At 37.4% G+C, this 12,334-nt stretch carries 10 protein-coding genes; 9 read left to right on the forward strand and 1 reads right to left on the reverse strand.

What is annotated here, in order from left to right; genetic code table 11:
* Positions 1–326: 326 nt before the first annotated feature.
* Entirely contained in the window at positions 327–1,919 is a 1,593-nt protein-coding gene (gene pyrG / locus AC6BKE_RS09895) for a CTP synthase (protein ID WP_036121444.1), read from the forward strand.
* 51 nt (positions 1,920–1,970) lie between these two features.
* On the opposite strand, the gene AC6BKE_RS09900 is transcribed toward pyrG, so the two are convergent.
* Entirely contained in the window at positions 1,971–2,501 is a 531-nt protein-coding gene (locus AC6BKE_RS09900) for a DUF2529 family protein (protein WP_499856714.1), read from the reverse strand.
* A gap of 155 nt (positions 2,502–2,656) precedes the next feature.
* Between AC6BKE_RS09900 and AC6BKE_RS09905 the strand changes: the two genes are divergently transcribed.
* From AC6BKE_RS09905 to AC6BKE_RS09940, 8 genes are all read left to right on the forward strand, one after another.
* The gene (locus AC6BKE_RS09905; protein ID WP_036121440.1) at positions 2,657–3,016 is read left to right on the forward strand and encodes a response regulator; all 360 of its coding nucleotides are present in this window, start codon (positions 2,657–2,659) and stop codon (positions 3,014–3,016) included.
* 679 nt (positions 3,017–3,695) lie between these two features.
* Positions 3,696–4,550, forward strand: coding sequence for a class II fructose-bisphosphate aldolase (locus AC6BKE_RS09910; RefSeq protein ID WP_036121426.1), 855 nt, complete (start codon positions 3,696–3,698; stop codon positions 4,548–4,550).
* A 150-nt stretch (positions 4,551–4,700) separates the two neighbouring features.
* Positions 4,701–5,351, forward strand: coding sequence for a fructose-6-phosphate aldolase (gene fsa, locus AC6BKE_RS09915; RefSeq protein WP_036121423.1), 651 nt, complete (start codon positions 4,701–4,703; stop codon positions 5,349–5,351).
* A 63-nt stretch (positions 5,352–5,414) separates the two neighbouring features.
* The gene (murA, locus tag AC6BKE_RS09920; protein WP_036121421.1) at positions 5,415–6,701 is read left to right on the forward strand and encodes a UDP-N-acetylglucosamine 1-carboxyvinyltransferase; all 1,287 of its coding nucleotides are present in this window, start codon (positions 5,415–5,417) and stop codon (positions 6,699–6,701) included.
* A 94-nt stretch (positions 6,702–6,795) separates the two neighbouring features.
* Positions 6,796–7,752, forward strand: a complete 957-nt coding sequence (gene glpX, locus AC6BKE_RS09925) for a class II fructose-bisphosphatase (protein WP_036121428.1) — start codon at positions 6,796–6,798, stop codon at positions 7,750–7,752.
* A gap of 226 nt (positions 7,753–7,978) precedes the next feature.
* Positions 7,979–9,262: a transcription termination factor Rho gene (rho, locus tag AC6BKE_RS09930; RefSeq protein ID WP_036121419.1), complete on the forward strand. Its 1,284-nt coding sequence runs from the start codon at positions 7,979–7,981 to the stop codon at positions 9,260–9,262.
* An 825-nt stretch (positions 9,263–10,087) separates the two neighbouring features.
* Positions 10,088–11,470: a TcaA 3rd/4th domain-containing protein gene (locus AC6BKE_RS09935; protein WP_036121417.1), complete on the forward strand. Its 1,383-nt coding sequence runs from the start codon at positions 10,088–10,090 to the stop codon at positions 11,468–11,470.
* A 14-nt stretch (positions 11,471–11,484) separates the two neighbouring features.
* A complete protein-coding gene (locus AC6BKE_RS09940; protein ID WP_499856718.1) occupies positions 11,485–12,297 on the forward strand; it encodes a hypothetical protein in 813 nt (270 codons plus the stop codon).
* Positions 12,298–12,334: the final 37 nt, after the last annotated feature.

Consider the following 12,334-nt stretch of genomic DNA (forward strand, 5'->3'; position numbering starts at 1 on the left):
ATATAATACGCTCCCCCTGCAAACCTATGCAGGAGGAGCGTTTTTTTGTTTTTAACTATATTCAGTTCTCCCATACATTCATCCAGAAATGAATATAAAAGTTTGGATTTATTCATGATGTATAGTAAACGGTGACTGGATAAATGTTAGAGTTTTAAGGTTTAAAGGAAAGTGGAAAAGAGATAGAACCGATTACAGCTTCGAATCGACTACATTTTTTGTAGACATTCTCGGCTTTTCTTTTTTTAGGGTATTAGAATATAAAGGATTCTGTTCCCCCCTAAGCGAGCTAGTAATTTTAGAACATCATAAGGAGGAATTTATTCATGACGAAGTATATTTTTGTAACAGGTGGGGTTGTATCATCACTTGGAAAAGGGATTGTTGCAGCATCTCTAGGTCGTTTATTAAAGAACCGTGGTTTAGAAGTTACGATTCAAAAGTTTGACCCATATATCAATATTGACCCAGGTACAATGAGCCCTTATCAACATGGTGAGGTTTTTGTAACAGATGATGGTGCTGAGGCTGATTTAGACTTAGGACATTATGAACGTTTCATTGACATTAACCTAGGGAAACATTCTACAGTAACTTCAGGTCGCGTTTACCAATCTGTATTACAGAAAGAACGTCGTGGTGATTATAATGGTGGAACAGTACAAGTAATTCCTCATATTACAAACGAAATTAAAGACCGTATCCAACGTGCTGGTCGTGAAACTAATGCAGACGTTGTTATTACAGAGGTTGGTGGGACAGTAGGGGATATTGAATCATTGCCATTCCTTGAAGCGATTCGCCAAATGAAAACAAATTTAGGTCATGACAATGTGATGTATATTCACTGTACACTTATACCTTATATTAAAGCAGCTGGTGAATTGAAAACAAAGCCTACTCAGCATTCTGTTAAAGAATTACGCTCTTTAGGTATCCAGCCAAATATTATCGTCGTACGTACAGAACAAGAAGTACCACAAGATATGAAAGAGAAATTAGCATTATTCTGTGATGTGCAACCACATGAAATTATTGAATCTCGTGATGCAGAGCATTTATATGAAGTGCCATTAAACCTGCATGCACAAGATATTGATGATATCGTTCTTGATCATTTTGGCATTGAAGCACCAGAGGCAGATATGGAAGAATGGCGCGAGCTGGTAGACAAAGTGAAGAACTTACCAAATAAAAGAAAAGTAGCATTAGTAGGGAAATATGTGGAATTACAAGATGCTTACATTTCAGTAGTTGAGGCATTAAAGCATGCGGGCTACGCATTTAACTCTGATATTGAAATTGACTGGATTAATGCAGAACATGTCAATGCAGATAACGTTGCTTCACTATTAAAAGGTGCAGATGCCATTTTAGTACCAGGCGGTTTTGGTGATCGTGGTGTTGAAGGGAAAATTTTAGCGACACAATATGCGCGTGAAAATGATGTACCGTTCCTTGGTATTTGCTTAGGTATGCAATTAGCAACAATAGAATTTGCTCGTAATGTCCTTGGTTTAAAAGGTGCACATTCTACAGAGCTTGATGCAAATACAGAGTACCCAATTATCGACTTCTTACCAGATCAAAATGATAGTGTAGATATTGGCGGTACATTACGTTTAGGATTATACCCATGTAAATTGAAAGATGGTTCAAAGGCAAGCAATGCATACGGTAAAGAGCTTGTTTATGAGCGTCACCGTCACCGCTATGAGTTTAACAATGAATATCGTGAGGCAATGGAAGCAGCAGGTCTTGTCTTCTCAGGTACAAGCCCTGATGGCAAATTGGTTGAAATTATTGAGCTACCAGGTAACAACTTCTTTGTAGCATGTCAATTCCACCCAGAGCTAGTTTCACGTCCAAATCGTCCACAACCATTGTTCCGTGATTTTATCGGAGCAACATTTAAATAATCAAAAAGAGTTGTCTCTCTATTAATGAGACAACTCTTTTTAAATGAATGTTTATAGTTCTTCTTCATCAATACCAAGCATTTCATCATAAGCAATTTTCACTGCTTCATATACAAAAAGTCCAGCAATTGCATGTGGTACAACGATTCTTTGCCCTAAATCATTAGGCAATAAACCACCTTTAAGGCGTGTAGAAACATACGTATAGGCCAAATCTGCAAGAGGATTTTCCGTATTCGCTACTTCACTCGCAACAGCAGCGAAAGGAATAAACCGTTTATTTAAGTCTTGAGCTAAAGCCAGTGCCTCCTCATCGTGCGCACTGCGTGTAAAAATGCAAACACGATCAGCTTCAGTTAAGCTTGTACTCGAAGTCCAAGGAGCTAATTTGCTAAATGGTTCAACTGCTTGAGATGCATTGGATTCAATAACTTGCATTTCACCAAAGCAAGCGAAATACACATGACCTTCTCCAATGGCTGCTTGTGCAAGGAGTCTTGCTGTTTCCTCAATAGCCTCCTCTTCATTTTGTGTTATTCTTTGTAATAATCCACTTAATTGTGTTGTTAGAATTTTTGACATGTTCCCACCTCTAACCATATTATAGGGGCGGAAAAGGTAGAAAGCAAAAGCAGATAATTTATAATACTAGAAGGTATTAAGCTGAAAAAGGAGAATTATACATAATAAAGAAAGTTTTTGTGTAAGAATAAAACTAAAAAAGGGCGGAATGAAATGTGAAACGATTACTAATTGTCGATGATCAGCAGGGAATTCGTTTACTTTTAAATGAAGTGTTGAAAAAGGAAGGTTATCTTACATATTTAGCGGCTAATGGTTCAGAGGCATTAAAATATGCAGATGAGCAACAGATGGATTGTGTTTTACTGGATATGAAGATTCCAGGGATGGACGGTATTGAAATCTTGAAACGCTTAAAAGAAAAATTTCCGAAGTTACCTGTATTTATGATGACAGCATATGGCGAATTGGATGTAGTGCAAGAAGCTTTAGAATTAGGAGCTATTCGTTACTTTACAAAACCATTTGATATTTTTGAGGTGCGAGATGAAGTAAATAAGGCTTTACAGGTGTAAAAAACAGACAGTGGACACACGGTCTGTTTTTTATGTTTATTTTGAAAGAAGCGACAGGGTATTGCCTTCAATTTCAGTGTGTTGCACTATGCTGTCGTGTAGAAAATAAGAGCCTCTGCATTTCAGGTGCAAGCCTCTGTTGAGTTACACTCCACAACGGCAGACACTGTCGCTACGTTATACTGCGGCTATCGTGTAGAAAATAATAGCCCCTGCATTTCAGGTGCAAGCCTTCGTTGAGTTGCACTCCACAACGGCAGACACTGTCGCTACGTTACACTGCGCTATCGTGTAGAAAATAATAGCCCCTGCATTTCAGGTGCAAGCCTTCGTTGAGTTGCACTCCACAACGGCAGACACTGCCGCTACGTTACACTGCGCTATCGTGTAGAAAATAAGAGCCTCTGCTTTTCAGGTGCAAGCCTCTGTTGCGTTGCACTCCACAACGGCAGACACTGTCGCTACGTTACACTGCGCTATCGTGTAGAAAATAAGAGCCCCTGCTTTTCAGGTTCAAGCGCCGCCGTTACGTTGCACTACACTTTGGCGACACTGCCGCTACGTTGCCCTCCGCTTTCGTGTAGAAAATAATAGCCCCTGCTTTTCAGGGGCTATTATTTTTGCTATGATTGAGGGGCATGTTTATGTAAAGAATAGTCCTATGAGGAGGATTTTTAGTATGGCATTAGTATCTATGAAAGAGATGTTAATTAAAGCAAAAGCAGAAGGTTATGCGGTTGGTCAATTCAACATTAATAACCTTGAATGGACTCAAGCAATTTTACAAGCAGCTGAAGAAGAAAAATCTCCAGTGATTCTTGGTGTTTCTGAAGGTGCAGGTAAATATATGGGCGGATTTATTTCCGTTGTTCATATGGTAAAAGGTTTAATGGAATCTTACGGTATTACAGTTCCTGTAGCGATTCATCTTGACCATGGTTCTAGCTTTGCAAAATGTAAAGAGGCAATTGATGCAGGCTTTACTTCAGTGATGATTGATGCATCACATCACTCATTTGAGGAAAATGTAAAAATTACTTCAGAAGTAGTAGAATACGCACATGCTAAAGGCGTTTCTGTGGAAGCAGAATTAGGAACAGTTGGTGGAGATGAAGATGGCGTAATCGGTGGTATTATTTATGCTAATCCAGAAGAATGCCGCAAAATGGTTGAACTGACAGACATCGATTGCTTAGCACCAGCACTTGGCTCTGTACATGGTCCTTACAAAGGAGAGCCAAACTTAGGCTTTAAAGAAATGGAAGAAATCTCTAAATTAGCGGATCTTCCACTTGTCTTACATGGTGGTACAGGTATCCCAACAAAGGATATTCAACGTTCCATTTCATTAGGTACAGCTAAAATCAACGTCAATACTGAAAATCAAATTGAAGCAACAAAAGTAATCCGTGAAATTCTAGACAACGACAAAGTTGTTTACGATCCACGTAAATTCCTTGGTCCAGCACGTGAAGCCATTAAGGCAACGGTTATTGGTAAAATTCGTGAATTTGGTAGTGCACAAAAAGCATAATTTTTGCATTTAATATGTTACAAAAGCATAGTTAAATACACATACTAAGAGAAGTGTTGATGCTTTCAATCGACCTTCTCTTGTTTTTGAAATAATAAAATTTTGGAAAATATTTAATAATATAAGAAAAATGATCAGGAGGAAATAAAAATGAAATTTTTCATTGATACAGCAAACTTTGAAGAGATTAAAGAGGCACATGCATGGGGTATTTTATCAGGGGTTACAACAAACCCATCATTAGTGGCTAAAGAAGAGAATGTTTCTTTCCATGATCGTCTTCGTGAAATAGCTGAGCTTGTTGATGGCTCTGTAAGCGGAGAAGTTATTGCACTTGATGCGGAAGGTATGATTAAAGAAGGTTTGGAATTAGCTGCGATTGCTCCAAACATAACAGTAAAGTTACCAATGACACCAGCTGGATTAGAGGCATGTCGTTTCTTTGCAAACAAAGGTATTAAAACAAACGTGACATTAATCTTTAGTGCGAACCAAGCATTAATGGCTGCGCGTGCAGGTGCTACATACGTATCACCATTTATCGGCCGTTTAGATGACATTGGTCAAAATGGTGTCGAGCTAATTGAAACAATAGCAGATATTTTTACCATTCATAATATCGATACGCAAATTATTGCTGCTTCTGTTCGTCATCCTCAGCATGTTACAGCAGCAGCTTTAGCTGGCGCACATATTTCAACTACACCGTTTAAAGTATTAAAGCAACTTTTCAACCATCCATTAACGGAAAAAGGAATTGAAGGATTTTTAACGGATTGGAATACGAGAAAAGGCGAATAATAAGATTATAAAGTGAGCCAATTGCAAAAAATACTACTTTCCAATCATGAGGGAGAACGCAAAATGGATGTTTATAAAATTACTGGCGAAAATCGTCTACGAGGTACAATTAAAGTTAGTGGTGCAAAAAATAGTGCAGTCGCCTTAATTCCTGCATCAATTTTGGCGAACTCTCCAGTGACTATTGGGGGGATACCCGAAATTTCAGATGCTTGGACGTTAAAGGCTTTATTAGAGGAAATTGGTGGAGAAGTTTCATTTGAGGATGGCACAATGACAATTGATCCTACAGATATGATTGCATTGCCTTTACCAAATGGCAACGTGAAAAAGTTACGCGCTTCTTATTATTTAATGGGTGCTATGCTTGGACGTTTTAAGAAGGCAGTCATAGGGTTACCTGGAGGCTGCTTTTTAGGACCACGACCAATTGACCAACATATAAAAGGCTTTGAGGCATTGGGAGCTAAAATTACCAATGAACATGGAGCCATCTATTTACGTGCAGATGAATTGATTGGGGCAAAAATTTATTTAGATGTAGCAAGTGTTGGGGCAACGATTAATATTATGTTAGCAGCAGTGCTTGCAAAGGGACGGACTGTCATTGAAAATGCCGCAAAGGAACCTGAAATCATCGATGTAGCGACACTTCTGACGAATATGGGGGCCAATATTAAAGGTGCAGGTACAAGTGTCATCCGTATTGAAGGTGTAGAAGAGCTACATGGTACCGAGCATACGATTATACCAGATCGCATTGAAGCATCTACATTTTTGATAATGGCTGCAGCAGTTGGTGATGGTATTACCATTGATAACGTTATTCCACTGCATTTAGAAGCGATTATCGCAAAGCTTCGTGAAATGGGTGTGAAAATCGAAATTGGTGAAGAAAGTATTTATGTACCAAAAACAGATCTCTCGACATTACAGGCAGTGGATGTTAAAACGCTGGTATACCCTGGATTCCCAACGGACATTCAGCAGCCACTTGCGGTGTTAATGTCACAGGCATTCGGTTCTTCTAAAGTAACAGATACTATTTATACAGCTCGATTTAAACATATTGATGAGCTTCGTCGTATGAATGCAGATGCTCGTGTAGAAGGAAATACAGCTATTATTAAAGGGCCGAGTAAATTACATGGCTCAACGGTAACAGCTACAGATCTTCGCGCGGGTGCAGCTTTAGTTTTAGCTGGTCTCTTAGCTGAAGGCGAAACAGAGGTTCAGGATATCTATCATATCGAACGTGGCTATAGCTCACTTATTGAGAAATTACGTGATTTAGGCGCTGATATTCGACGTGAAACAATCATGGCACGTGTAGCTGAGACAAAGGAATAATGAGAGCTAAAAGTTTTCAGCCAATTATGTTACAATAGAGGTAATTTGAATGTTTTGGCATAAAAAGATGCCGATAACGGGAGGCAAAGCAACAATGGAACGTAGTTTATCGATGGAAGTAGTACGAGTAACAGAAGCAGCAGCAATCGCATCCGGGAAATGGATGGGACGCGGTTTGAAAATTGAAGCAGATGATGCAGCAACAACAGCGATGCGCAAAATGTTCGATACAATTCCAATGCATGCTACAGTAGTAATTGGTGAAGGTGAAATGGATGAAGCACCAATGCTTTATATTGGTGAAGAACTTGGTTTACGAAATGGTGGTCCAAAAGTAGATATCGCAGTGGATCCTTTAGAAGGTACAAATATTGTGGCAAAAGGTACGAACGGTGCCATGACAGTACTTGCTATTGCAGATAAAGGCAATTTGTTAAATGCGCCAGACATGTACATGGAGAAAATTGCTGTAGGGCCAGAAGCGGCTGGAAAAGTGGATATAAATGCTTCTGTCACTTATAACTTATTACAAGTAGCAAAGGCTAAAAATAAAGATATTTCTGATGTAGTTGCTACTCTTTTAGATCGACCTCGCCATCAAGCAATTGTTGATGAAATTCGTGAAGCTGGCGCACGTATTAAGTTTATCCAAGATGGCGATGTTGGCGCAGCAATCAACACCGCTTTTGATGAAACGGGTATTGATATTATGTTTGGAACAGGTGGCGCTCCAGAGGGTGTTATTTCGGCAGTGGCCTTAAAATGCCTCGGTGGGGACTTCCAAGCAAAACTAGTACCAGAGGATGAAGAGCAATTAGAACGCTGCACAAAAATGGGTGTAGATGTTGAGAAAGTGCTTTATTTAGATGACCTAGTAAAAGGCGATGATGCTATTTTTGCAGCAACTGCTGTAACAGATTGCGAGCTTTTAAAGGGTGTTCAATATAAAGGTGCTTATGCCCTAACACACTCAGTAGTTATGCGAGCTAAATCCGGTACGGTTCGCTTTGTAGAAGGCCGTCACGCTCTTGAGAAAAAACCTAGATATTAATGATATTTTCTTCTAAAATATACCTAGTACATCTATTGTGCTAGGTACCTTCTTCTTAAATTAACCATCCCATATTTTAAGGCAATGTTTAGTTGTATGGTAGAAAGTGTATCAGTAGTTATTATTAAACTCAGGCTACCATATAAGCATTAACAGAGCCTATCGAAAACTTCAATGATAACCCCAATAATTGTATTATATTTTGAAAAAGACTGGAGTTGTGCATATGTCTACATTGACAATCGCTCAATTAGAAAACATGACGTTAAAAGAGCTTTACGCCCTCGCACGCCAATATAAAATTTCATATTATAGCAAGCTAACGAAAAAAGAATTAATATTTGCTATTTTGAAAACGCGTTCAGAGCAAGAGGGCTATTTCTTTATGGAAGGCGTATTAGAAATTGTTTCGCAAGAGGGCTTTGGCTTCCTACGACCAATAAACTACTCACCAAGTAAAGAAGATATTTATATTTCTGCATCTCAAATCCGTCGCTTTGACCTACGTAATGGGGACAAGGTGTCTGGGAAGGTGCGACCACCGAAGGAAAATGAACGCTATTACGGCCTTTTACAAGTAGATGCTGTCAATGGCGAAGATCCTGAAGTAGCAAAGGAACGTGTGCATTTCCCTGCATTAACACCTTTATATCCTGATCGACAAATTAAGCTTGAAACAACACAGCGCAATTTATCAACACGTATAATGGATTTAGTGGCTCCTGTAGGTTTTGGTCAGCGTGGTTTAATCGTTGCACCACCAAAGGCAGGGAAAACATCTTTATTAAAAGAAATTGCAAACGCTATTACAACCAATCATCCAGAAGCTGAATTAATTGTCTTGCTGATTGATGAACGTCCTGAGGAAGTGACAGATATTGAACGTTCTGTAAATGCAGATGTTGTCAGCTCAACATTTGATGAAGTACCAGAGAATCACGTGAAAGTGGCAGAAATTGTATTAGAACGTGCACGCCGTTTAGTTGAACATAAGCGTGATGTTATCATTTTAATGGACTCTATCACGCGTTTAGCACGTGCTTTTAACTTAGTCATTCCGCCAAGTGGACGTACACTTTCAGGTGGTATTGATCCTGCTGCTTTCCATAGACCAAAACGTTTCTTTGGTTCAGCTCGTAATATTGAAGAAGGCGGTAGCTTAACAATTTTAGCAACAGCTTTAGTCGATACAGGCTCTCGTATGGATGAAGTCATCTATGAAGAATTTAAAGGTACAGGTAACTTAGAGCTTCATCTAGACCGTCAGTTGGCGGAGCGCCGTATTTTCCCTGCGCTTGATATTCGCCGCTCAGGTACACGTAAAGAAGAGCTTCTTCTTGAGCCAGAACAGCTTGAAAAACTATGGGCGATCCGTAAAACATTTTCAGATGCGCCTGATTTTGCAGAGCGCTTCCTGAAAAAGCTGCGCACAACAAAATCAAATGAAGAATTTTTTGAGAAATTGAACGAAGATATGAAAAAAGCCACAAAAGGTAAGGGGCTACTTTAACTTAAAATTTAGTTAGCTCTTCATATTGCTGATTATAATCTTCAAAAAAGAATCACCATTAACTAAAATTAGTTGATGGTGATTATGTTGTTGAAAAAAGGTAATGTCAACGGCATAATAAGCAGTTTTGTAAGGCGAGGGGTTGATTTCCGTTCCGCCAGCGTCCTTTCCAGGGGGCGTCCGATGAGCCGCTTCACTCACTGCGTTCGCTCCAGGGTCTCCTCTGTGACGCTAAATCCCCTAGGAGTGACGCTGGCTCCACTCCAATCAACCATTCTGCAAAAGTGTCTTTTCCTGAACAAAATAGCCCATTATTTATATTATAAGAGAGGATAGCCTCTTACTTTCAATGTGGAGAAGTGATGTGTGACAACACCCCACCATAAAAGAGTAGTGAATACCTTCACTTTTTTGCTAAAAAGTGAACATTTTTATGGATTGGAGTGGAAGGCTACTTGACTCCCGTGGGAATTGCGAGATAGGCGAGCCCCTGCACGGAGGAAGCGGCTCGGCGCTCGCCCACAGGAAAGCAAGTAGCCTGCAACGGAAATCCTTTTTCACCTTTCACATAAATTCTATGGATGGTTTTGTTTTTCAACACTATGATCACCATTAACTAAAATTAGTTGATGGTGATTTTTTGTGATATAAAAAGGAAAATATTGTAAAATTGTATAATCATTTTCCTAATACTATTTTACGATAAAGGGAGCTAGAAACTAAATGTATCAAAATAGAAACTATGAAATTTGAATTAAAAAACTACAATTTACCGTAAATGTATTGTATAATTATGTTATTATACATAAGGAATGGTGATTTTTAATGAGATTTTGCATAAGTTGTGGTGAAAAAAATAGTGAAGAAGTATTGTATTGTACAAATTGTGGTAATAGTCTTAGCGATGTACAAGATAAAACATCTATGAAAATTGAACCAAAACTAAGTGCTCAAAAGAAGCATCGTAAAAAAATGACTAAAAAACAGAAATGGATATTTTCTATCTCAAGTGTCCTACTATTAGTTCTTGCTATTACACATTTCGTTTTAAGTAGCATTTATGAGCCAACTAAGCAGATTAGTGCGATGAATGATGCGTATAATAATCAAGATAAAGATGCTTTCTTTCAAGAGTTTGAAGTTAAAGAGGGCACTGTAGCAGATGCTCAAAATTTTTATGCGATTGTTAAAGAGTACGGTTGGACAAATTTGAGAAATCAACTTACATATGAAGTAGAACGTATTATGAATAATGAAAATCCAGATATTATATACAATGGGGGTGAATTTATTTCTGTACATAGTAAACCTATTTTATTTGGGTTGTATGACAGGGTTGAATTCATCATTATTCCGACTGAAGTGTTTATTTATGCACCTTTTAAAAATATGACTTTACAGTTTGGGGATAAGGAAATTGTCAGTAAGAGTGATGAGGAAAATGTAGGATTTGGTCACTATATTCCAGGAGAGTATGCTTGGTCTTATAGTTATGAAGGTGGTTATATACCTTTAGCAGACGAAGGAAAACTAATGCTTGAAGCACAAGCCGACAATATTGCACAAATTGATGTAGACTGGGGTTTCCAAACAGTATCTGTAGACTCCGATTTAGAGGATGCGATTTTATATGTAAATGGAAAATCGACTGAAAAAAAAGTAAGTGAACTAAGAGAGCTTTATCCTGCGAAACTAAATAGTAAAATAGAAGTTTATGCACAAAGTCAAGATAAGGATGGTAAAACGGTAAAGTCAGATGTATTGCCACTAGATAGTGATACTATTTATTTACCATTTGAACATATTCGAACGGAACAAAAATTAGCAGAACATGAAGATATCATAAGGGATATTTATAAAAATTTCCGCTCAGACTATTCCTCTGCTATTCGATACACAAATTTTGATTACATAGGTGATTATTTCAGAGAAGGAAGTAAAATAAAAAAAGATTATGCGAAATTTGTAACGGATCATGATAATATTCCTGGCTATAACTATGAATTTTTGTTAAATGAAATAATATCATTTAATACATTATCAGATAAACAATTTGAGTTACAGTCATATGAAACTTTTAATTATTCTTCAGATAAAGAAGGTTCTATTAACTATGAACGTAAAAAGAAATATATTTTCTCATTTGAAAATGGAAAATACTTTATTGATGAAATTGTGGATTTAGATACGAAAAAGACAAAATTATAGTGAGGTATGTGTAGATGAAAAATTGTTTAACATGTGGACATTCGCAGGAGGATGGAAAATTCTGTGGGAAATGCGGGACTCCACTAGAAAGCGCTGCTCTTGAACAAGCAGCAACAATAAATAATATGACGGATTATCAAAATCAGCCGCAGCCACAAGCCGGACAGGCTGTTCAGGAAACTTCGCACAGTAGTGATCAAATTGAATTATTAAAAAAACAATCTAAATTATACTTTAATCATTTTCTAGAACAATTAAAAAAACCATCGGCAGGTTTTAATGTAGAAATAGCTTGGAAAAATAATCTTACTAGTATGATTATCTATGTTTTAATTACGGCTTTATCTGTATTTTTATTAATAAAAAGTTTCACTTCACGAACGTTTGGGCTTTTCGAAAGTTATGGACCTTCTATAATTCAAGTGATTCTATATGTGTCATTATTTCTAATTTTACTAATGGCGATAAACGTATTAGCCATATTCTTAACTTCAAAATTATTTTCTGAAAACCTCAGTTTTACAAATGTGATTAGTAAAATAGGAAGTTACTACGCTCTTCCTATTGCAGTTACGATTTTAAGTATTTTATTTAGCTTGTTGAAATCTTATACATATTCCATGATTATGTTATATATTGGATTTGTGTTAGCTATCGGGATCATACCTATTTTTGTTATGGTTAAATTATTAAGTAATACATCTAAAATTATTGATAATTTCTATAGTTTTATTTTTTATCTAGTTGTAACAGCTATCTTAACTTCAATTATCTTCTCTTTTATTATTGACTCAACAATAGGGGACTATTTAAGTTTTTTAATATAAGAAATTAATAGCTTCAAAGAAAATTATTGAAGAGAAG

This window comes from Lysinibacillus sp. COL-1, assembly GCF_059814265.1.

Excerpts from the sequence above, each read along its gene's own strand:
- pyrG (WP_036121444.1), top strand. The coding sequence starts at position 327 with ATGACGAAGTATATTTTTGTAACAGGTGGGGTTGTATCATCACTTGGA.
- AC6BKE_RS09900 (WP_499856714.1), bottom strand. The coding sequence starts at position 2,501 with ATGTCAAAAATTCTAACAACACAATTAAGTGGATTATTACAAAGAATA.
- AC6BKE_RS09910 (WP_036121426.1), top strand. The coding sequence starts at position 3,696 with ATGGCATTAGTATCTATGAAAGAGATGTTAATTAAAGCAAAAGCAGAA.
- fsa (WP_036121423.1), top strand. The coding sequence starts at position 4,701 with ATGAAATTTTTCATTGATACAGCAAACTTTGAAGAGATTAAAGAGGCA.
- murA (WP_036121421.1), top strand. The coding sequence starts at position 5,415 with ATGGATGTTTATAAAATTACTGGCGAAAATCGTCTACGAGGTACAATT.
- glpX (WP_036121428.1), top strand. The coding sequence starts at position 6,796 with ATGGAACGTAGTTTATCGATGGAAGTAGTACGAGTAACAGAAGCAGCA.
- rho (WP_036121419.1), top strand. The coding sequence starts at position 7,979 with ATGTCTACATTGACAATCGCTCAATTAGAAAACATGACGTTAAAAGAG.
- AC6BKE_RS09935 (WP_036121417.1), top strand. The coding sequence starts at position 10,088 with ATGAGATTTTGCATAAGTTGTGGTGAAAAAAATAGTGAAGAAGTATTG.
- AC6BKE_RS09940 (WP_499856718.1), top strand. The coding sequence starts at position 11,485 with ATGAAAAATTGTTTAACATGTGGACATTCGCAGGAGGATGGAAAATTC.